19 protein-coding genes are annotated in these 21,426 nt (G+C 42.1%); 4 read left to right on the top strand and 15 right to left on the bottom strand.

Going from position 1 to position 21,426, the window contains the following annotated elements:
* Positions 1–11: 11 nt before the first annotated feature.
* A complete protein-coding gene (locus AB4589_RS14215; RefSeq protein ID WP_012604654.1) occupies positions 12–1,301 on the bottom strand; it encodes an NCS2 family permease in 1,290 nt (429 codons plus the stop codon).
* Positions 1,302–2,365: 1,064 nt separating this feature from the next.
* Here AB4589_RS14215 and AB4589_RS14210 point away from each other — a divergent pair.
* Positions 2,366–3,838, top strand: a complete 1,473-nt coding sequence (locus AB4589_RS14210) for an aminoacyl-histidine dipeptidase (protein WP_012604655.1) — start codon at positions 2,366–2,368, stop codon at positions 3,836–3,838.
* 170 nt (positions 3,839–4,008) lie between these two features.
* Here the strand turns inward: AB4589_RS14210 and AB4589_RS14205 are convergent, their stop codons facing one another.
* Positions 4,009–4,548, bottom strand: coding sequence for a DUF3332 domain-containing protein (locus AB4589_RS14205; protein WP_102582454.1), 540 nt, complete (start codon positions 4,546–4,548; stop codon positions 4,009–4,011).
* Between the two features lie 260 nt (positions 4,549–4,808).
* Here AB4589_RS14205 and AB4589_RS14200 point away from each other — a divergent pair, with 260 nt between their 5' ends.
* Complete coding sequence (locus AB4589_RS14200) at positions 4,809–5,855, top strand: succinylglutamate desuccinylase/aspartoacylase family protein (RefSeq protein ID WP_012604657.1); 1,047 nt, start codon at positions 4,809–4,811, stop codon at positions 5,853–5,855.
* 174 nt (positions 5,856–6,029) lie between these two features.
* Here the strand turns inward: AB4589_RS14200 and AB4589_RS14195 are convergent, their stop codons facing one another.
* Positions 6,030–6,347, bottom strand: a complete 318-nt coding sequence (locus AB4589_RS14195; protein WP_009847480.1) for a DUF3622 domain-containing protein — start codon at positions 6,345–6,347, stop codon at positions 6,030–6,032.
* A gap of 348 nt (positions 6,348–6,695) precedes the next feature.
* Positions 6,696–7,880: an NnrS family protein gene (locus AB4589_RS14190; protein ID WP_102582469.1), complete on the bottom strand. Its 1,185-nt coding sequence runs from the start codon at positions 7,878–7,880 to the stop codon at positions 6,696–6,698.
* Between the two features lie 308 nt (positions 7,881–8,188).
* Between AB4589_RS14190 and AB4589_RS14185 the strand changes: the two genes are divergently transcribed.
* Positions 8,189–8,743: a gamma-glutamylcyclotransferase family protein gene (locus AB4589_RS14185; RefSeq protein WP_102582453.1), complete on the top strand. Its 555-nt coding sequence runs from the start codon at positions 8,189–8,191 to the stop codon at positions 8,741–8,743.
* A 367-nt stretch (positions 8,744–9,110) separates the two neighbouring features.
* Here AB4589_RS14185 and AB4589_RS14180 read toward each other — a convergent pair whose 3' ends face one another.
* On the bottom strand, positions 9,111–10,037 hold the full coding sequence (locus AB4589_RS14180; protein ID WP_372100862.1) for a LysR family transcriptional regulator: 927 nt from the start codon (positions 10,035–10,037) through the stop codon (positions 9,111–9,113).
* A 100-nt stretch (positions 10,038–10,137) separates the two neighbouring features.
* Here AB4589_RS14180 and chrA point away from each other — a divergent pair, with 100 nt between their 5' ends.
* The gene (chrA, locus tag AB4589_RS14175; protein WP_372100860.1) at positions 10,138–11,286 is read left to right on the top strand and encodes a chromate efflux transporter; all 1,149 of its coding nucleotides are present in this window, start codon (positions 10,138–10,140) and stop codon (positions 11,284–11,286) included.
* 100 nt (positions 11,287–11,386) lie between these two features.
* Here chrA and AB4589_RS14170 read toward each other — a convergent pair whose 3' ends face one another.
* The 10 genes from AB4589_RS14170 to AB4589_RS14125 are packed head-to-tail and all read right to left on the bottom strand — an operon-like array spanning position 11,387 to position 21,426.
* Positions 11,387–12,097, bottom strand: a complete 711-nt coding sequence (locus tag AB4589_RS14170) for a class I SAM-dependent methyltransferase (RefSeq protein ID WP_012604662.1) — start codon at positions 12,095–12,097, stop codon at positions 11,387–11,389.
* Positions 12,098–12,106: 9 nt separating this feature from the next.
* Complete coding sequence (locus AB4589_RS14165; RefSeq protein WP_017096776.1) at positions 12,107–13,036, bottom strand: glycosyltransferase family 2 protein; 930 nt, start codon at positions 13,034–13,036, stop codon at positions 12,107–12,109.
* A complete protein-coding gene (locus AB4589_RS14160) occupies positions 13,033–14,805 on the bottom strand; it encodes a hypothetical protein (RefSeq protein WP_372100858.1) in 1,773 nt (590 codons plus the stop codon). The genes AB4589_RS14165 and AB4589_RS14160 overlap by 4 nt, the downstream gene beginning before the upstream one ends.
* 26 nt (positions 14,806–14,831) lie before the next feature.
* Positions 14,832–15,836 carry a tetratricopeptide repeat protein gene (locus AB4589_RS14155; protein ID WP_372100856.1) on the bottom strand — a complete coding sequence of 335 codons (1,005 nt, stop codon included), beginning with the start codon at positions 15,834–15,836 and terminating at the stop codon, positions 14,832–14,834.
* Complete coding sequence (locus tag AB4589_RS14150; RefSeq protein ID WP_017103881.1) at positions 15,833–16,804, bottom strand: type II secretion system F family protein; 972 nt, start codon at positions 16,802–16,804, stop codon at positions 15,833–15,835. The genes AB4589_RS14155 and AB4589_RS14150 overlap by 4 nt, the downstream gene beginning before the upstream one ends.
* Before the next feature lie 3 nt (positions 16,805–16,807).
* On the bottom strand, positions 16,808–17,773 hold the full coding sequence (locus AB4589_RS14145) for a type II secretion system F family protein (protein ID WP_012604667.1): 966 nt from the start codon (positions 17,771–17,773) through the stop codon (positions 16,808–16,810).
* 9 nt (positions 17,774–17,782) lie between these two features.
* Positions 17,783–19,234: a CpaF family protein gene (locus AB4589_RS14140; protein ID WP_372100854.1), complete on the bottom strand. Its 1,452-nt coding sequence runs from the start codon at positions 19,232–19,234 to the stop codon at positions 17,783–17,785.
* Positions 19,235–19,267: 33 nt separating this feature from the next.
* Entirely contained in the window at positions 19,268–20,482 is a 1,215-nt protein-coding gene (locus tag AB4589_RS14135; protein ID WP_012604669.1) for an AAA family ATPase, read from the bottom strand.
* Between the two features lie 24 nt (positions 20,483–20,506).
* A complete protein-coding gene (locus AB4589_RS14130; protein WP_029223094.1) occupies positions 20,507–20,998 on the bottom strand; it encodes a TadE/TadG family type IV pilus assembly protein in 492 nt (163 codons plus the stop codon).
* On the bottom strand, positions 20,998–21,426 hold the full coding sequence (locus AB4589_RS14125) for a TadE/TadG family type IV pilus assembly protein (protein ID WP_029223093.1): 429 nt from the start codon (positions 21,424–21,426) through the stop codon (positions 20,998–21,000). Before AB4589_RS14125 ends, AB4589_RS14130 begins: the two co-directional genes overlap by 1 nt.

The following is a 21,426-nucleotide window of genomic DNA, read 5'->3' as shown; positions in this document are numbered from 1 at the left end:
AATCTAGACGATTAAGCGAAAGTATATTTAAGAATAAAGATAGCCGACATTACCCACACAGCAGGTGAAACGTCGCGACCTTTACCACTTAGCAGCTTAATTGCAGCGTAAGCGATGAAGCCTAGTGAGATACCCTCAGCGATAGAGTATGTCAACGGCATAAGCAGACATGTTACCACGACTGGGGCTGCTTCCGTAAGATCACGCCAATCAATACCAACTAGGCCAGACATCATCAAAATTGCTACATAGAACAACGCACCAGATGTTGCGTAGGCTGGAATCATACCGGCAAGCGGTGAGAAGAAAAGAGCCAGTAGGAACAAGATACCAACAACAACCGCTGTTAGACCAGTACGACCGCCCTCTGCTACACCCGCAACACTCTCAACGTAAGAGGTTGTGTTTGATGTACCTAACAATGCACCAATAGATGTTGCTGTAGAGTCAGCAAGCAGTGCTTTGTTTAAGCGCGGCAATTTGCCGTCTTCTTTGATTAGGTTTGCTTTCGTTGCAACACCAACCAGAGTGCCCGCTGTATCGAATAAATCGACGAACAAGAAAGCGAATACTACTGAAATCATACCTATTTCAAATACAGCAGAGAAATCAAGCTGCATGAATGTCGGTGCAAGACTTGGTGGTGTCGACATGATGCCGCCGTATTGAACGTCACCAATAGCAATACCAACAGCTGTGATAGCTAGAATAGCAATCATCACTGCACCTTTTACACCACGGTGAACAAGAGCAATCGTAAGGAAGAAACCAAGCGCACCTAGGATAGGAGCAATCGCGGTAATGTCGCCCAGTGAAACTTTCGTTGCTGGGTTAGAAACAACGATGCCTGCATTGCTAAGAGCAATAAACGCTAGGAAAAGACCGATACCTGCAGAGATACCAACACGCAGAGACATTGGGATCGAGTTGATAATCCATTCACGGATCTTAAAGATGCTTAAGAAGATGAAGATCACGCCCGATACGAAAACCGCTGCCAGAGCAACTTGCCACGTATAACCCATCCCCATTACAACAGCGTAGGTAAAGAATGCATTCAAACCCATGCCTGGAGCTTGAGCAATTGGGTAGTTAGCAACAAAGCCCATGATGAAACAGCCAATAGCAGCTGCTAAACAGGTTGCTACAAATACAGCGCCATGGTCCATACCAGCATCAGCTAGAATCATTGGGTTTACAAAAATGATGTAAGCCATTGTTAGGAAGGTTGTTAGACCTGCGATGATTTCAGTGCGCACATTGGTGCCATTTTCACTGAGTTTGAATAGCTTTTCGAACATTATCGAATCCTATAAGGGTAAAAAGTAAACGGTTGCGTAATCGATTGGCTGTGGATTATAAAGTTATCAAATAACAAATTCCAGATAGAATTAAGGCTCTAATCGATCTTTATCAGAATGCAGTATGAAACAGAGCGATTAAAAATGAAGATTGAAAGATAAAGTAACGATTAAAAACAATAAGATAAGTAAGATAAATACGATGAAAGTACTTGGCCATTTTTTAAACCATCAGTTATTTTCATTGAGAATCTAGCTAATAAATTCCGAATTCAAACCCACAATAGTTATGTATTTTTCAACAGGATCAGTAATAAGGCGCAAATTGATATTTCGGCGTTTAAAAAACAACCACGCAGAACAGCAGGAAAAGTGATAAGCGAAAGCGGTTTGGAAAAGTAGCAGGCAAAAAAAACGCCACTCAAAACTGAGTGGCGGTAGAATCTGTCAACCAAAAGGGCTGTAAAATAATTCCAATATATAGGGGTGAACAAAACTGTTCGAGTTACATGCTTGTGGTATTAGTAACCAAAGCTTGTAGGGTATGCAAAGTTGCTAGTGTAAACAGAGCTGTTAATCCAGAACATTGCAGATGGTAAACCTTTCATAACTATCACCTTAATAAATCAATAAAAAACGAATTTGATTTCTCGGTTCCTTGGAGGCGATAAAACGGACTCATCCTTTGAGCATTTACTCTTCACTTCAGAAGTTGGTTATTAATATACCCTAAAGAAAAAAGATTACAAACATTTTTTGCTATGCGTCACACTTTTGGCTATTTTCGGTTATTTTACAAACTCATTTTTGTAATTAAATTACAAAATAGAATTAAACAAACGTTTGCCTGTGCCGTTTATAAGCATCAACGCGCTTATTTATGATCAGATAGACAAGATCGCTTTCAAAATTTGAGCTATTTGAGGTTTAGAACCGCTACTCGTCAAAACGCTCAAGTGGTATGCTGTTGCCATCAAAACAGACCCATATTTTAGATTTTTGTTCTAGTTTTTTGCCATTACAAAACCTAAATATATGGTTATCAAATAAAAAAGGAGTCATCCGTGTCTGAATTCCATTCTGAGATCAGTAAATTGTCCCCTGCCCCTATTTGGCAGTTTTTCGATAAAATTTGTTCAATCCCGCACCCTTCGAAACATGAAGAAGAACTTGCTCAATACATTATTGCTTGGGCAACAGAGCAAGGCCTAGATGTACGTCGTGACCCAACGGGTAACGTATTCATCAAAAAGCCTGCAACGGCGGGTATGGAAAACAAAAAAGGTGTCGTGCTGCAAGCTCACATCGATATGGTTCCACAAAAGAACGAAGACACAGTTCATGACTTCGCTAAAGATCCAATCCAACCATACATTGATGGTGAGTGGGTTACAGCGAAAGGCACAACGCTTGGCGCTGATAACGGCATGGGCATGGCTTCTTGCCTAGCGGTTCTGGCTTCGAACGAAATCCAACACGGCCCTATCGAAGTTCTACTTACCGTAGATGAAGAAGCAGGCATGACTGGTGCTTTCGGTCTTGAAGCGGGTTGGTTAGAAGGCGATATCCTTCTTAACACCGATTCAGAGCAAGAAGGCGAAGTGTACATGGGTTGTGCTGGCGGTATCGACGGCGCAATGACATTTGAAATTGCACGTAACGCGATTCCAGCTGACTTCGTAACACGTAAGCTAACGCTAAAAGGCCTAAAAGGCGGTCACTCTGGTTGCGACATCCACACAGGTCGTGCAAACGCAAACAAACTGCTTGCTCGTTTCCTAGCGGGTCACGCAAAAGAGCTAGACCTTCGCATCGTCGAATTCAAAGGTGGTAGCCTTCGTAACGCTATTCCTCGTGAAGGTTTCGTAACGGTTGCTGTTCCTGCTGAAAACCAAGAGAAACTGGCTTCGCTATACAACTACTACACAGAGCTGCTTTCAACAGAGCTAGGTAAAGTAGAAGACAGCATCGTGACTTTCAACGAAGAAGCTTCTGTAGAAATGGGCGCACTTGCGTCAGCAGACCAAGCTCGCTTTATCGCGGCACTTAACGCATGTCCAAACGGCGTGATTCGTATGAGTGACGAGATTGAAGGTGTTGTTGAAACATCTCTAAACGTAGGTGTTATCACAACAGAAGAGAACTCAATCACAGTGCTTTGCCTGATCCGTTCTCTTATCGATTCAGGTCGTAGCCAAGTAGAAAGCATGCTTCACTCTGTTGCTGAACTAGCAGGCGCTAACATCGCGTTCTCTGGTGCTTACCCAGGTTGGAAGCCAGATGCAGATTCAGAAATCATGCACATCTTCCGCGACATGTACGAAGGTATCTACGGTCACAAACCAAACATCATGGTTATCCACGCTGGTCTTGAGTGTGGTCTATTCAAAGAACCTTACCCGAACATGGATATGGTTTCTTTCGGCCCAACCATCAAGTTCCCTCACTCTCCTGATGAGAAAGTGAAGATCGATACGGTTGAGCTATTCTGGAATCAAATGGTTGCACTGCTTGCAGCTATCCCAGAAAAAGCATAATTCGATAAACTATGTATGTTCAATAAATGGTGTTTCCAATAAATAGGGCTCTTCACTAAATAGCACTTTCAGTAAACACCGTTTATAGACACAAAATAAAACAGGTACTCAATGAGTACCTGTTTTTGTATCCAATCTTTGTAGCTATGTACTTGTGACTAAATAAACAATTAAGCGCGTGAAGCCGCGTAGCTTTCTAACTCATCAATTGAAGTTTGTGCCACTACTTCGCCGTCGATGAAGTATGTCACCATCTCACCATCACGAACTCCGATCAATGTCGCACGCTCACCAGACTGGTAAGTGATGTCCATTTGGATCGTGTTTTCGTCGATCTGCTGCATTTGACCTTTCTCAATCATATCAGCACTCGTAATAGGACCCACTGGTGCTTCAGTCAGTGACTTATCAAGCTGATGGTTGATATCAAGGTAAGTATCAATCTTAGTATCAAATATATGCGGTGCACCTGTTAGTGGGTTGCTGCCCGTCCAGAACTCTAGTGAGTTGAATACCAAGTAATCAGCTGCAACTGTTAGACCGTAAGCCGGTGCAAGCAATATGTTCAAACCACCACGAGCGTAACGGTTATCAACGGCTTTAAGGTTGAACTTCATTAGGTAACCCGTTACTGCATTGCTACCAACACAGCCAGATAAAGCAACAGATACCACCGCTAGTGCTACAAGTTTTGAAATTGTTTTTTTCATTTTCATCTCGATATTTGAATTTGGCCGCCAAAAAATGGCGGTGGATAATAGCAACCAACCAAATGACAAATATCAGTGTACTGTCAGAAGAACCACAATTTGAAACACCCTATAATGAGTCAAATTAAAACTGGAAGCTTATTTATAGACAACTCCATAGAAAACTTTTGTCGTCACCGTAAACCGATTGATTCGTACTAAAAATCAACGATTGGTACATTCCGTGTTAACGAATTATCACCATGTTGAGAACAACCTAAATGGCAAGACTAAAACCTAATCAACCATTCGAATTACTTGGTTATACTGTTCAGCCAGGACAGCGAATGGAGATTGAACTGCAAGCGGCTCAGCTTTACACGCACTCTCCACTTTCGATCCCGATTGAAATTATTCACGGTCGCCAAGCAGGCCCAACACTGATGGTAAATGCGGCTATCCACGGCGATGAGCTAAACGGTGTTGAGATTGCACGACAACTGACCAATGCGATTGATCCAAAGAAACTGAAAGGTACCTTGATTGTTGTGCCTATCGTTAACGTGTTTGGCTTTATCCATAAATCTCGTTACCTACCAGACCGTCGTGACCTAAACCGTTGCTTCCCTGGCAGTGAGAAAGGATCGCTAACATCACGCATCGCTTACACTTTCTTTGAGAATGTGGCGAAGCACTGTGATTTTATTTTGGATCTACACACAGGTGCGATTCACCGTACTAACTTGCCACAGATCCGTGCAAACCTGTCGAACCCAGAAACATTGCGCATCGCAAAAGCGTTCGCAACACCAGTGATCATTGACTCACCACTGCGTGACGGATCACTTCGTAGCGAAGCGGAAAAATTGGGTATCCCTGTATTAACTTACGAAGGTGGTGAAGCGTTGCGTTTTGATCACCTAGCGATTCGTGCGGGTTACCTTGGCGTACATCAAGTGATGAAAGAAATCGGCATGCTGCGCCCAAACCGTAAAAAGTTGCCAGAACCAGTGTTGAGCAAATCCACCAGCTGGATCCGCGCTGAGTCAGACGGTATTTTGCGTAACATGGTGAGACTTGGCGAACAAGTTGAAGCAGGACAAACTCTCGCTTACATAAGCTCTCCGTTAGGTCACCAAGAAGGCCAAGTGATCACAACCAAAGGCGGTATCGTGATTGGCCAACAAACTCTACCGTTGGTAAACGAAGGTGACGCAGTATTCCACATTGCTTACTTCAAACAAGATGACGATGAAGTGGGACAATCAGTTGAGAGCTATATTGAAGAAGTAGCGGAAGATGATTGGCTAACGGCGCTTAACAACTAATCAATGAATGACATGTAGTCACTAGCAAGAAGTGGCTACATTTTCGAAAATAAACTCCACAAACTAAAAAGCCCCAATACACTTTTGACTAGAAAGAAAAAAGTTATATTGGGGCTTTTTTTACTTGTCCCTTATCTTAAAATTAAGGAACCTGTAAATTAATTAAGCGCTAAATTACTCAGCGTCTTCTTGCTCTTCTTCACGAGCTTTTGCGCGTGCTTCACGTGCTTGCTCAGCTTTAAGTTCTTTAGTATGACGTAGTTCGTCACGCTCTTTACGCTGCTCTGATTTACGCTCGTTACGTTCAGCTTGGTTTGCGATGAAAGATGCTAGCTCTTTCTCTGCCCACTCTTGTGCTAGAGCTTCAGTTTCAAAACCAGACTCACGCTTAGATACTGTTGTGCTGCGAGACGTTACTTGACGAGTAATCTCGGCACACCAACCGTTGCGTTTTTCTGTAAGGCGGATATCAAATTTTTTGTTCTTAGACATGTTCTATTTTTTCCTAAGGGAGATCATTAAGGGATCGGTCAACTTTGATAACTCCATCTAAGTGAGCATCTTTTAACACCATCCCTTGGTAAGCGCGGTATTAGAGCACAAATCAATGAATATTGCTGCAAATATTTGCAGCGGATCACACTCCAGTGCTGTAAATCGTGTGTGCCGGATTTCAATGGGTTCGTAACTCTCCGATTCACCATCAACTTCTATGCTATTTTATCGACAACAATGAAATGAACTGTTCTCAAACAGAGACAAATTAAAGCGATAACTAGCTGCGATCAAAAAGAGAAGCTCAGTGCTTCCCTTTAAAAATGTGTTAGAAAATCAATACGCTTACCCCGGATGACCATCCACTCTTGGTGTTAACAGCATCATGCCAAACTTCCAGATAAACAGACCAAACGCCAACGTCCATAAACCCGCGCTGATGTTGACCATCTCAAATAAGTAAGCAGGGAAGAAAGTGACACCTAAGCTACGAACTAATGCCGCGATAAAGATAGCCGAGAACGCCAGCGCCATACTTGGCCCTTTATAGATAGCACGGCCAGTGTGTCCCATGGTGACACGTGTGATCATCGCAAGAATGAGCCCACTCAAACCGCCAATCGCAAACAGGTGTAGCATGTTATGGCTTGCAAATGGATTATCTAACAAGCCTCTTAGCAACAAGCTCAAAGGAATACACAAATAAGCCGCATGCAGTGACCACACCAAAGGCTCAGACAACGTTGTCCAAGGCTTCCAACGAACAAAGCGAACCAACTGAGTCACACCTGCAAACACCATCAACTCATTACCCACTTGAGCAAAGGTCAACGGGAAGAAACTCAGCACAAACAATCCAACCAAAGGCAGGTTCGCTAGCCATTCCAACCAAACCAGTGGTTGAGCTTTTTCAAAGTCGAAACGACGAGCGGTGAAGAATGGAATCACTCGTCCACCCATCACGGATAATAGCAACGTAAACCACCACAACATCGCTTGCCATACCGCGGATGAAGGGAATGGAGGCATGCCTTTAATCGTCGCGTAACTAGCAAAGTTGGCGACGATAGCCAATATAAACAGCGGCACAAAAAACAGGTTCTTCCAGCCTTTCGATTTCACGACACGGAAACCAATCTCGTAAGCGGCAAAGATCAAGAACAACGCTTCAACCGATGAGATTAACCACAATGGCGCTGGTGTCCAAAATAGAATACGAGGTGCTAGCCACAAACCAACGAGCGCAGCTAATCGATAATGTTTAGTTCCGTTGACTCCCGTCCATGTTTGCACCGCAGTCAGAACAAAACCAACCACAATCGCCATAGAAAAACCAAACAGCATTTCATGTACGTGCCACCAAAGTGCGGGTACTTTTAACACTTCAGGCTGACCATTTTGGAACATGACAACCCAAGCGACGATAGCAATCACGGCATAGAGGCTGCCAAGAAAGAAGAAAGGTCTAAAACCTAAACGAAGATAAGCTGGAATCGCATCTTCTACGCTTTTATCTGTGATATTTAACAAACTCATTCCTCATTTCAGATAACAAGCCAAGTGTGGCTTATATTGAATTGCTACCAATAGCCAAATTCAAGGTGCAGTAATCATCACCGCAATATTGCCTAACACAATGCATGAAACGCGCCAAAGATATAAAACCAATAAAAACAAGCAACAAGGTGTATTTAGAGGTCAAAAAAGTGTCAATTAAACACACCACCAGAGAGTCATTTAGACTCGAAGGTGTGTAAAATAAAAAACTACTGACATTTGATGAAGCCAAACATATAGTAAGACTAGTCTCAAATACAAAAGAACAGACAGGGAACGCGATGTATATTTTTGGTTATGGTAGCTTGATCAACTCCTCTTCTCGTCAACTCACAGGTCAAACAGGACAAGCGATTCCTGCGATAGTGCACGGCCTAGTGCGTCACTGGAGTAAAATCGACGACAGCTATGTTTTGTCACCGTTGATCGTCAATCTTGGTGAGGGACAAGTGAATGGTGTTTTGCTGGAGGTCGATGATGTTGCGTTGGCTGAATTTGATCGTCGTGAGCGTGGTTATCATCGAATTGAGTTAAGAAACGATCAGATAGAGAGCCAAACCGAGTTTAAAGCGGATCAATCGATCTGGGTATACATCAAAGACAAAATCGAAGCGCCTTGTGAAAACAGCCCTATCGTTCAAACCTATGTTGATACCGTCATGGCAGGATGTTTAGAGGTGTCTGAAAGCTTTGCAGCGCACTTTGTAGAACATACACAAGGTTGGCACCATCCATTAGAAAATGATCGCCACCAGCCGAAATACGGCAACCTTGCTGGGGTTTCTGATCACCACCACAGTGTGATTGATGGCTTGATACTGACCGTTCGTAGCTAGTTGATACTCATAATTTGTCGGTCTACATAGCTCGTTGCTCTTAGTCAGTGAGCTCGACCGTTAACTGTTCTAAATCGGGATTAAACAACTCAAACCTGTAAACACCTAAGGGGTTAGAGCTAACTTCGAACAAAAGAAAAAGCGCTAGAGGGAGCTAGCGCTTTCAAGACCAACTAAGTCCGTTTAGCCTGGTAGTTTTTTAAGCTATATCATTAGGATATAACCCATTTTTTTACTTAGGTAAATCAAAAAGCCTATTCTTTACGACTGCTTTTAGTCGTAAATTAAGTATAGTCGGGTTCTTATAATAAGCCGGATTTTTCTAAAAATAATTCGCATAAAATTGATGACCGAACAACTGCTGCAACTATGCAGCAACCACAGATGAAACGGCTTGTGTAAAAAGCTTTCTAAGTAGCTTATTTTTATCATCTAAATGCTTAGCCTTGCGATAGATGAGCTGTATATCAAAATCAGGCACATCGATAGGTGGCTCCACTGCTACCACGGTATCTTGGTCTTGAGTATCATTGCGTGCCACCAGTTTGGGGACGATACACAATAACTCCCTACCTCTTATCAAACGTTTTACTGTTAAAAAATTGCTTGAAGATATAGCCACTTTTCGGCTGAAGCCTAATTCAGCCAAACGTTTATCGACGCCAGTCTTTAAAGACCCAGCGGGAGACACAAGAGCATGCTCGACAGCAACAAACTGTTCTAACGATATCGGCCCCTCAATAGATACAACCGACTTGTCGAATAAACAGACATGTTGCTCTGTGTACAAATGCGTGGTTCGATATTGCTTTGAGACCTCACCAAAACTGCCTATCGCCATATCAAGCTTGGCGTCTTCAAATACTTGCTGATAGTTACTCCGGTTTACATTGAACAGCACGACTTGCGAATTAGGAGAGGATTGCTTGATGAGGTCAAACAATGCTGGCGCGAACATCTGCTCAGCATAATCGGAAAGACCAATCTTCCAAGTCCCTTTATAAGTCGCGGCATCAAACGATTTAGACAGTAACACCTCTGACTGGATGGTATTGAGCAGAGCTTCTACCGTACTGGACAGTTCAATGGCTCGATCGGTCGCCTCCATCTTGCTACCGACACGCTCAAACAGAGGGTCATCAAACAACTTTCGTAGCCTTTGTAAACTATGACTCATCGCAGACTGGCTGACATAACAACGTTCAGCCGCTTTGCTCACACTGTTCGTTTTATACAGTGCCTGTAGTGCAATCAATAGGTTAAGGTCAATTCCTTTCCAGTTAAAATCAGCCACAAATCAATCCCATATCATTCATAGTTATAATTAAAACAATTAATTTGAATCATAGTTCAACTCCACCTAAATTACGCTAAACATTTACCTGGAATCGATCATGCTTTCAATTTTTAAAACCTTTTTCTGGCTTGGCTGGATTAGCTTCGGCGGACCAGCGGCACATATTGGCTACTTCCGTAAAACCTTTGTTGAGAAACTGAATTGGTTATCCGACGAAGAGTACGGGCAAATTGTCTCCCTCAGTCAATTTCTGCCTGGTCCAGGCTCAAGTCAGGTTGGCTTCGCGGTTGGTTACAAAAAAGGTGGTTTAACCGGTGCGATTGCCGCATTTGTCGGTTTCACCTCCCCTTCTGTCATCCTAATGTTGATATTGGCCTTAGTGAGCAACCAGTTGTTGGAAGCACCGCTTTTCATTTCAATCATCCACGGACTTAAGCTACTCGCGGTCGTGGTTGTAGCTGACGCCACTTTCGGCATGTACAAAAACTTTTGCCAATCAAAGATAGCAACAGCACTGTGTGTGATCACCGCGATTGTTCTACTTTTGATTCCTGGGATCTGGCCTCAAGTCTTAGTGCTCCTATTTGCAGCGATGGTTGGCAGTAAGTTCTTAACCTCGCAAGACTTAAAAACAACGCCTTCGACACATAAGATATCCATAACACCGCTAGTGATTTTTGTAGCACTACTGATTGGTTTACCTCTGTTCAGTGCATACTCTCAAGGCATTGAAGTATTTGGTTTATTCTACCAAGCAGGTAGTTTGGTATTCGGTGGCGGGCACGTGGTTCTTCCTCTGCTACAAAATGGTATTGGTGATCAACTGTCCCAAGATACCTTCCTAACAGGCTATGCCGCTGCGCAAGCTGTACCTGGCCCAATGTTTACATTAGCCACTTATCTAGGTTATGTGTTGATGCCAGCGGCACCGATTACAGGTGCACTGCTCGCAACAGTTGCGGTGTTCTTACCGGGTTTCTTATTACTACTGGCTGTACTGAAGAATTGGCAGGCGATTGCAAGCAAGCCTTTGGTGGCAGGTGCGCTTACTGGTGTGAATGCGGCGGTGGTCGGTTTATTGTTGGCCGCGCTATATCAACCGATCTTCACCAGTGCAGTGAGCAGTAGCTTGGATTTCGCTCTTATCATTGTTGGTGTGTGGTTATTGAAAACCGTGAAGATGCCGATTGTTGGGTTAGTAGGTGTATTCATGTTGTTTGGCGCAGTGACAGGATTGGCGATCTGAGCTATCCATTAATAGACAGACAAATAAGAAGTGAGAGGTTTGATCGCTTACTTCTTGTTTTCCCGCTCTTCTTTCAAAAACTAAAAGCATCTTTTACTTCCTATAGTGGTTTAACCCCGTGGAAGTTAAAGAACAAATTGCAATCAATAAGCGGTACAAAGCTCAGCGGCCAAAATGATTTTTGGTGTTCAGGAAGGTAATACCTTAAGAAAGCGATTAAGTTATTACATGGATTGACATGCTCTCTCGCCATAATGTAATCGTAATGCCACCCCTTCTGTAAGGCGTGTTTTCTTGTCGTCATATAACGGCCGATTTTCCAAGCGATCCCAGGATCGGTAGGAATCAAAATAGACAGAGTGCCTCCAGGTTTTAACACTCGCAACCACTCTTTGATCACCAAGTGAGGCTCGTATAAGTGCTCCAATATATGAGTTGCGATCACGCGGTCAAAACTATTGCTTTCAAAATCTAACTCACAAGCATTAGTTACGTTAAAAGTGAGTTTGTCATAAGAATTGATACGACTGAGTTGCTCTTTTGCCACCTTAAGAGCCGCAGCATCGCCATCACTCACGATATACTCGTCAAAGGTGTGTTTGACGTGCAGCAAGTGTTCACCTGTACCGGAACCCACTTCTAACACTCTCGAAAAGTGTTCACTTTCACCAAATGGCTTTTCACATGCTATGTGGCCAGCTCTCATCACATAACCCGTTGTATTGCCGTTATAAACTCGCTCATCATATTCGTCACTGAAACGGGACAAATAATCGATCCACTCTTTGTCTTCATCCTTGCTTGTTCTCATGCTTGATTCCTATTCAGATAGCGTTTTATCACTCGTTCTTAATATAGAAAGAATCCTCATCTCTCGCCTACCTCGTGATACGTTGTCGAGTATCAACCCACAGAAAAAAGACATCACCGCTATCAACGCAATTGAGCTAGACAAAATCGCAGTAGGCACCCTTTCGACGAGCCCAGTATCGATGAAGTCGATGATAACGGGGATTCCTAAAACCAATGAAATGAAGCAAAGCAACATAGACAACACGCCAAAGAAAAACATTGGCTTTACATCTCTCAATAAGAACAAAATGAAATTGAGAATTTTGAGCCCATCACTAAAGGTATTCAATTTGCTGGCTGTGCCTTCAGGCCTTGATTGATATTGCGTCGAAACTTCTTTGATTGGCATATTATGATGTAGCGCATGAACGGTAAGCTCTGTTTCTATTTGGAAGCCATCACTGAAAATAGGTACGGTTTTGACAAATCGATGGCTCATAATTCGATAACCAGAAAACACATCACTCAATTGAGCATTGAATGCTAAATTAATCAGCGATGAAAACAGCTTATTTCCTAGGATATGCCCTTTGGGATAAGCCATTGAAGCTCGCTCTCGACTTCCAATAATCATATCGAGTTTTTCATTATCCAATTGTTCGATCAGCGCAGGGCATATTGACGCATCGTAAGTGTCATCACCATCAGCCATCACATAGATATCAGCATCAATATCAGAGAACATTCTCCTGACTACCTCCCCTTTACCTTGGCGAGGCTCATGTCGAACAATAGCCCCAGCTTGCAAGGCCTCGTTTACCGTGTTGTCGGTTGAGTTGTTGTCATACACATAAATAGACGCATCAGGTAAAGCCTGCTTAAAAGACATAACTGTCTTTCCGATAGCACCCGCTTCATTAAAACATGGGAGTAATACTGCAACTTTTATACTATTCATAAACTCTCCCTAACCCTAAAGATTCGGTAACCATCAGGAACATCGTCATATATGGTCTCCAACCAGTTGGGAACATTTGAGCTGTATAATTTGTTTATAAGAGCCTCTTCACTTGCTGATTTTTTCAAAACCATTAAGTGGGCGTCATTTCCTATAACAATATAATCAATGTTCTTAGCTTGGATTTCGTCCTTGGCTAAACTCATATCCCCCTCTAACATAACCTCTATAAGAAATTGATTACCAACGATATTTCTATGATAAGGGGCTGCAATTATGCGGTTATTAGTGTGTGCCAACACAGGTGCTCCCGTCTCAATCCCTGTTAGAATAACCTTTGATTCGATGCCCTTTTCTTCCAATACTCTAAATAGAGCTTTCTTGTCATTTTCAATTGTATTTCGTTCAAAATCATCATTACCAACCGCTATCACTAGAAATGCCATTACTAATGGAGCTCCTAATAATATAATCAACACTTTAAATATTGAATATTTTACAAACTCAGACAATCTTATAACTACGTAAGCCTGAAAAGGGCTTGATAAAATAAAACATACTCTTATCACCCTAATCTGCCAGAATATTGCAAGGAACAAATTCAATAAGAAAATAATATACAAGATTGTACAATGATGATTATTAACTCTAAAAAAAGGATACAATAATGCAGGAATGACCAGTAACACATAATTATCAATAGATAATAATCCATTCTCACTTATATACTGAAAAATTGATTTAGCTTCAGAAACATGGTCAAGCCAATAAGTCTGAAGTATAGGTGGATAATCGACAAACAAAGCACTGGTAATATTTGGATATAACAAAACCACTGGAGTCACATATCCAACACCCAATATAACAAACACAAACGAACGCAACCCAAAAGGCCAACTATCAAATTTAAACCAATTGTAATTATTAACAAAAGCCCAACCAACAAAAAACAAAACCACAATAACAAATGACACTTCATCGTACTTAAAATCAAAGAACTCATTATAAGGTCTGTTTAATAAAACGGAGATAACAACTGAAACACAGCAGAACAGATATAGCCTTGATACATAAACAAACCAACTTTTGCTAATAAAGAAACAATACACAGTGTAAACGATAAAAAAACTCGCAAACAAAAGGATATTGTCTAACCCAGTCCATAACGACAATGCCAATAGAATAGATTGAGCATACACTCGCCATAATTGATTAATTTGACTTACAGTTATAGGTGTTAGAGATAGGAATAAGATAGCAAAAATAAGCTGAATATTATGGTGATCTATGGAGCCAGGAATAAAATGCATAACCGATGGAGAAAACAGAGCAAACATCATGCTCAAAAACCGATAGCGCTCTCCGAAGTAATGGTTACATAAATAGAAGCATGACAGTGAATAGAGGAGTAGATAAAGCAAAGGTACAATAGAAATAGACAGTGAATAAGCGGTACTTTCATCCACAACAAACAATAAAGGGTACGCAATAGCAGAAAGTATCAGATCGGGGAATCGGGACCAATGGATAACAATACCATCAGCTGCATTGAAGTTATCCATTGGTTTTAGATACCAGCGCCCATTATTCATCCACTCTTGGAATTGAACAAAGCGCATGTAATCGTCATTATCATTTAAAACTAGTGTTGAGATACTCTCCCATTTATAGAAAAATATCGCAGTCGCACACAGCAACCAAACAACAGAAATAATGATGATATCTTTATTAAAACTTTCACTCTTAGGCAAGATGAATATCCTTTTCATTAACCCAAAGATAATAATTTAAGTCGTTACTGCTCCATCTCTCTTACCTCAGATAACGCTCTATTTAAGTTGTCATTCGCCACTTTATAATAAGATGCTTTTTTATCGATAGCTTGTTGTAGATAGGGAATAGCTTCGTCAGGCTTACCCTGCAAAATTAAAAAATAACCGACATTATTCAAAGCTTCAGGAGCTTCCATGTGTCTCATAAAAACGTTGGTTGCCTTTTTGATATCCCCGGCAGCCAAGTAAATAAGCGCAAGGTTGTTTTGAGCCTTTTCATTATTAGGTTCTATCTCTAAAGCCGAACGAGTGTATTGATACGCTTCCTTGTAATTGCCATACATGTAGTGGGAGTACCCCATATTCAACAAAGCTTTAACTGAACTTTTGTCTATTGTCAGTGATTTTTTAAAGTACTCTTGCGCTATCTGGTGTTTTCCATCGACATCTTCCAGCACACCTATCCCCATGAAAGCTAATTCGGGAGACATGCTATCAACCTTCAAACCAGCCACTTCACTTTGACTTAAGGCTTGGTAATTTGTAATCGTTTCACTACTTTTTAAACGCACTTGATCTGCATTAATCGCTTTAAAGAAATAACTCCGCCCTTCCTCTTTGCGACGCTGCTTTGTATACAAAACACCTAATTGCTCTAGGACTTCGGTATGTGCAGGGTTAAAATCTAATGCTGCTAAATAAGCTTTCTCGGATAGTGCATAGTTACCACGAGATGAATGAATTTGGCCTATCGTAAAAAGCGTTTTATCGTAAAACTCTTTCTCAGGAAAGGATAGAGAGCGAATATATTCATAAAGGGCCAAATCAATATTGTTATCCCTCAATGCTACATCACCACGCATAATGGCTTCTTTCTCACTCAGTGGAGGGTCATCACTGCTTAAGGTATCGATTGGTTTACCTGAATACAACTCTGCATCAAACTGGTTTGTCGGCTCATCCGAGGATGCACAACCAAGAATAGCGAACACTAATAAAGCTAGAAAATATCTACTCACTCGTATCATAAACTTACTCCTGGTGCACCAAGTGCATCAATAACAATAATGATCCCAGGCCCTAACGCGACAATAAAAAAGCAAGGCCAAATAAACAACAGCATAGGGAACAACATTTTAGTCGGTATCTTGGCCGCGATTTCTTCAGCAGCTTGCTGACGCTTATCTCGAAAATCTACCGTATAATCACGAAGAGTCTGCGCTAAGCTCCCCCCCATTCTAGACGCATGAGAAAGCAAAGAAACCAACCCCTCTAATTCGACTAGCCCCGTCCGGTCAATGAACTGCCTCAGCGCATCTGGCATGGTGACACCTGCTTGTATCTTGGCAAAAACAGTCTCCAATTCATCGGCTAACTCTGGCTGAGAAACATAAAGCTCAGAAGCAACTCGTCCAAGTGCTGCATTAAAGCCTAGACCAGATTCCGTACAAACTACAAGAAGATCAAGAGCATCTGGTACACCATTTCTAATTTTCTTCTGACGCTCTTTTTGCAACTTGCTCAAGATAATATTGGGAGTGAAAGTCCCAAGAAAGACGCAGGTCATGATCAATAAATTATTGTAGCTACCACCGAATGAGATGTAATAAACCATAAAGCCCGCGATGATACCGACCAAACTCGATAACACTTTCAATGCATAAAAAACCGATAACGCATTTTTTTCATGAAAGCCTGCATGCATCAACTTTTGTGAGTAGGTTTCATTATCCTTTTTATTACCTTTACTAATAAAAGGACTTAGTGATTCCAACGTATTAGAGAAATCATAAGGCTTTCTATTATTGGGTGAACCCGTTTCTGATATCTGTTTGAGCTTTTTATCTAAAGGGGAGCGTGCACCCAAAATAAGAAACCCTAGGGTCAATGTTAACAAGATGGTGGTAAGCAAAATCATTGCATAGATAACCATCTGAGAGCTGACTCCAAAGTCCGCTAACATTTGCTTCCAAACTTCAATGTTTAATAATTCCATAGGTTAAATCTCTATGCTGATGATTCGCTTAATCCATAGGGCTCCAATCGCTAAAAGTACGATACCAACACTGACCATTGAAACGCCGCGAGGGTCATTATAAAGCGGCTCAATATAATCTGGATTCGCCACTTTCAAAGCAAAAAACAAACCAAATGGGGATAAGGTTAATATCCATGCTGATAGCCGACTTTCAGCAGAAAGCGTTTTTATTTTCCTTTCTAGCTTAAAGCGAGATCTGAGAACTTCGGATACTTTTTGAAGATTTTCGGAGAGGTTACCCCCTGTTTCTTTCTGCAACATTACCGCACTAGAAAAAGCTAACATTGATACGGTGGGGACACGCTCAGCCATTTGTAAGATAGCCAAACGTAAATCGTAACCATAGTTAAGTAGGTTATAGGTATTTTTAAACTCGGCACCGATAGGGTCAGGGAGTTCTTCACCAACCTCATTGAATGATTGAATTAGCGGCTGCCCAGCTTGTAATGCCCGTCGGATAATATCCAACGCTTCAGGGAGCTGCTCTTCAAATCGAGCCATTCGATAACTCACTCGATTTTGCACATACAGGTAAGCAACAACCCAGACAGCAATGAATGCCGTTAGGCTAATGAACCACTCTTGTTGAGTCATTATTGATATCAGAGTGAGCGACACACCGCATAGAGCAACAATAAGTAAAAAGCGACTTAGCGAAACTCTAATACCGGCTAACTCCAACATCCGTTTTAAGCCAGCAAAATAAGGGATAACGATGAGCTTGCGATCTAATGGGGATAAGTCTTTATTATAATGCTCTTTGAGTAGCGATAAGCTCTCTTCATCGATATTACGTTGGGTCTCTTTCAAACGTCGAGAAAGCTCTTTATGCTTAGCTTTTTTCCCCGCAGCAGGCAGTAACAAAGCTTGGGAGATAAAAAGCACCGCGATGAATAATAGGCCGAGTGAAACACTTACATTATCCATAATCTCTCCTTAACCATGAGTCTCAGTGAAGAGCTCGAAAGGCAGATCGAGTCCACGTTTAACTAACTGGTCATGATATTGAGGTACGATCCCCGTCGCAGTGAAATAGCCGATAATATTGCCATCTTCATCAATACCTTTACGTTGAAAACGGAAAATTTCCGACATGGTAATCACCTCCCCCTCCATGCCGTTGATCTCTTGAATACTCACCATACGGCGCTTACCATCTTCTTGGCGTTCCATTTGAACAACAAGGTGGATAGCCGAAGCTATTTGAGCTCGTAAGTTTTTGGTTGATATGTTCCACCCAGCCATCGAGAACATGTTTTCGACACGACTCAAGGCATCACGAGGGGTATTCGCATGAATGGTAGCAAGTGAGCCGTCATGGCCCGTGTTCATCGCAGCTAGCATATCAACGGCTTCGCTACCACGAACCTCACCAACCACGATTCGGTCGGGGCGCATACGCAGGGTATTTTTTACGAGCTCTCGCTGGCTAATTTCTCCCTTCCCTTCTAGGTTAGCAGGGCGGGTTTCTAAGCGAATGACATGAGGTTGTTGAAGTTGTAATTCCGCCGAGTCTTCTATGGTAATAATTCGTTGATCTCGAGGAATAAAGCCAGAAAAGATGTTAAGTGTTGTCGTTTTACCAGAGCCAGTCCCTCCGGAGATTAAGATATTTAATTCACCTTTAACCGCAGCTTCGACAAACTTAGCCATCTGAGGAGACACTGAGTTATAGTCAATCAAGTTATCCATAGTCAAACGATCGACAGCAAAGCGACGGATAGAAACGGAAGGACCATCAAGTGCGAGAGGTGGGATAATCGCATTAACACGTGAACCATCAACTAAACGGGCATCTACCATAGGTGACGCTTCATCGATACGACGACCAACCTGACTGACGATACGGTCAATAATGTTTCTTAAATGGCGATCATCAAGAAAAGTATAGGGCGTTTTTTCGAGTTTACCCCTTCGCTCAACGTAAACACTTTTAGGGCCGTTGACTAATATATCGGAGACCGTTTGATCGGCTAATAGAGGCTCAAGCGGCCCAAGGCCAAAAACCTCATCTTCTATCTGCTTGATAACCCGCTTACGCCCTTCGGCACTGAGTGCATGGCTCCCATCGTCAGCCATCAATTGTACAATGGCTTCATGTAGGTCTAGCTTAGCTCGCTCTTTTTCCAAGCTTGAAAGCAACCCTAAGTCTAACGTTTCAAGAAGCTGCTTATGGAAAAAGTGTTTAATTGATAGCTCTTGCTCGAGAACTTTCCGAGCCTCATCAATCGCCTTTTCTTTTTCTACATGAGCTTCTGCACTGCGAGAGTGGCTAGACACCTCAACGCTTGATAAACGTTCAACAGGATTTGCATCTTCTGAATCATGCGAAATCTGTTCTACTCTTTTTTCAAACTCTGGATTTACATTTTTTCGTTTAAAGAACATCACAATCCCTCGCGTTTACTTTTTATCAACCCATTATGAAAACAGCTTTTTCAGCCACCCTTTCTCTTCCTGCTCTGGTGGTGAAAGAATGTGTGACAAATCGATAATAGAGCGAGTAATAGAACTTTTCTTTCTCGACTGAACTAGCGGTTGCCCCAAGTTGGCACTCTCTAATGCAACTTTGAAATCATTAGGCATAAGGTGTATGTCATGCTTACCTACCGCCTGTTCAATATCTTTTAATTTAATTGAGTGTCGCTTTTCATAACGGTTCAGAATGACCTCAATAGAATCACTTTGTAAGCCGTACTCAAATTTCAGAGACTTAATGAGTCGACTGGTGTTTTTGACTGACACTAGGCTCTGTTGCAAAACAAGAAGCACCTTTGTTGCTGGTGATATTGCGGATGCAAACACATGGTCTAATCCTCTAGAGAGGTCAATGATCACATAAGGGTAAAAACGGCGTAATATAGGAAGCAATCGGCCTATTTTCTGTGCCTGTTCAAAGTCATCAGCATTGTTCTCATGCTTAAAGCTTAGGACATGTAAGCCAGATTCGTGCTTATTTACCAAAGTTCCCAACGATATTTCATCTAGGTCATTCGAACTATTGATCGCATCCGAAACACTATAAGTAGGAACAATATTTAAATAATCAGGAATCACACCAAATTGAAGGTCGATATCAAGTAGCAAAACCTCGCCGGGATGCTGACTGGCCATCTCAATAGCGGTATTCAACGCCAAGGTGGTCGCCCCCATTCCCCCCTTGGTGTTTAAAAACAGAATAAACTCACCGTAGCTTGAGTTCTCAAGCTTTTCGGCCGCCGTTTTCTTGAGCAGTGGGAGCAAATCAGAAAGCGTCACGTTGTGAGATAAGAAATCAGAAGCCCCTAGACGCAGCGCGATTTTTAATGAGCCATTGTCACTTTCATCACCGAGTACAACTAAAGATAAATCTTGTTCTTCTAGCGATAGATCATAACCCTGTAGCTCAACCATTTTTTGAGCCCAGTTGCCATGTGCTTCAACAAAAATAAGTTCTGGAACATCCGCACTTTTTAAGTACTCCTCACTCATTGCTCCGAGAGAAAATGATGTCACATGCACATTTCGACATTTCTTCAGCTCTTGGCTCATGTGTGAGAGAAAACCCTCAGTACTGTAGATCAACCAGACTTTTAGGTTTGTTCTCAAACGCGTAATATCGTTCTCATTAGGCGTGATTTTGATCGCTTCCCCCATACCGCTACTCCTGTATAAAATAACTTATGGACACCGATTCCGAGTTTCGGAGTCCGCCCTTACCACACCTAAACTTTCTGCAGGTAAGATGGTTTCAAATGAGGGAGCAGCCAAGTAACCACTCGTACCTAAAAAACTCAAATTATCAATTAATTGAATTCCGTACCCTGTCGCTCGAGCCCTTACAAATTTAATGCTACTAAAGACAGGATCCGTATCATAACCAGATGTAATTTCATTCCCACTCACATCTAAATATGCAACTTCCAAATTCGCCGCGGTAAAACCAACAAGAGGGAGATCAGCAACAACCATTCCCGCGATATTGTCCCTATCAGCAACGTAGCAAACCGTGGCTAACCTTGCTGCCTTTCTGGTCGCTTCACTGACCATTTGAAGCGAAAATATGTAAGCACCCAGCGCTAAAATAAGGAAGACCAAGAGAAAGACTAGCCAAGACACTATGGTAAATTCGATAATAGCGATGCCTTTAATACGCCCTTTGTACCGTTTCATCACAACACCCTCATTATCGAAGAGACACTAATCGGAATAGAAAAGCTCGCCGAAGAAAACGGGATCGACACAAAGTGAGGAATATAATTGTAGGTCACACTCACACGTACATAGCTATCTGTATTCGGTGGGCTAATTGTCACGTCAGAAACAACTAAATTCGACAATATCGCCGTTCCAGCTGTATTTTGACCATAAACCACCACATTCTGTATTTCTGACGACGGAGCAAGCGTTCCACCTTTGGTTCCATAGACTTCACTAACCGCATAGCGGGCGCCATTTTGAACGGATTTAGATATCACATTGTAGTGAATCATCATATTGCCCAGTTCAAGCACTAATATAAGGAAAAATAGCAATACAGGAGTCGCGATTACCATCTCGATAGCAGCAAAGCCACGATTAGATTTAATTAAAGGTTTCAT

This window comes from Vibrio sp. 10N.222.49.A3 (assembly GCF_041475145.1).
GTDB lineage: Bacteria > Pseudomonadota > Gammaproteobacteria > Enterobacterales > Vibrionaceae > Vibrio > Vibrio tasmaniensis_A.
Note: the sequence above shows the minus strand (reverse complement) of the source record. Positions and strands in the feature narration are given on the sequence as shown.

Excerpts from the sequence above, each read along its gene's own strand:
- AB4589_RS14215 (WP_012604654.1), bottom strand. The coding sequence starts at position 1,301 with ATGTTCGAAAAGCTATTCAAACTCAGTGAAAATGGCACCAATGTGCGC.
- AB4589_RS14135 (WP_012604669.1), bottom strand. The coding sequence starts at position 20,482 with ATGGGGGAAGCGATCAAAATCACGCCTAATGAGAACGATATTACGCGT.
- AB4589_RS14130 (WP_029223094.1), bottom strand. The coding sequence starts at position 20,998 with ATGAAACGGTACAAAGGGCGTATTAAAGGCATCGCTATTATCGAATTT.
- AB4589_RS14145 (WP_012604667.1), bottom strand. The coding sequence starts at position 17,773 with ATGGATAATGTAAGTGTTTCACTCGGCCTATTATTCATCGCGGTGCTT.
- AB4589_RS14155 (WP_372100856.1), bottom strand. The coding sequence starts at position 15,836 with ATGATACGAGTGAGTAGATATTTTCTAGCTTTATTAGTGTTCGCTATT.
- chrA (WP_372100860.1), top strand. The coding sequence starts at position 10,138 with ATGCTTTCAATTTTTAAAACCTTTTTCTGGCTTGGCTGGATTAGCTTC.
- AB4589_RS14170 (WP_012604662.1), bottom strand. The coding sequence starts at position 12,097 with ATGAGAACAAGCAAGGATGAAGACAAAGAGTGGATCGATTATTTGTCC.
- AB4589_RS14195 (WP_009847480.1), bottom strand. The coding sequence starts at position 6,347 with ATGTCTAAGAACAAAAAATTTGATATCCGCCTTACAGAAAAACGCAAC.
- AB4589_RS14205 (WP_102582454.1), bottom strand. The coding sequence starts at position 4,548 with ATGAAAAAAACAATTTCAAAACTTGTAGCACTAGCGGTGGTATCTGTT.
- AB4589_RS14160 (WP_372100858.1), bottom strand. The coding sequence starts at position 14,805 with ATGAAAAGGATATTCATCTTGCCTAAGAGTGAAAGTTTTAATAAAGAT.
- AB4589_RS14140 (WP_372100854.1), bottom strand. The coding sequence starts at position 19,234 with ATGTTCTTTAAACGAAAAAATGTAAATCCAGAGTTTGAAAAAAGAGTA.
- AB4589_RS14150 (WP_017103881.1), bottom strand. The coding sequence starts at position 16,804 with ATGGAATTATTAAACATTGAAGTTTGGAAGCAAATGTTAGCGGACTTT.
- AB4589_RS14125 (WP_029223093.1), bottom strand. The coding sequence starts at position 21,426 with ATGAAACCTTTAATTAAATCTAATCGTGGCTTTGCTGCTATCGAGATG.
- AB4589_RS14165 (WP_017096776.1), bottom strand. The coding sequence starts at position 13,036 with ATGAATAGTATAAAAGTTGCAGTATTACTCCCATGTTTTAATGAAGCG.
- AB4589_RS14185 (WP_102582453.1), top strand. The coding sequence starts at position 8,189 with ATGTATATTTTTGGTTATGGTAGCTTGATCAACTCCTCTTCTCGTCAA.
- AB4589_RS14200 (WP_012604657.1), top strand. The coding sequence starts at position 4,809 with ATGGCAAGACTAAAACCTAATCAACCATTCGAATTACTTGGTTATACT.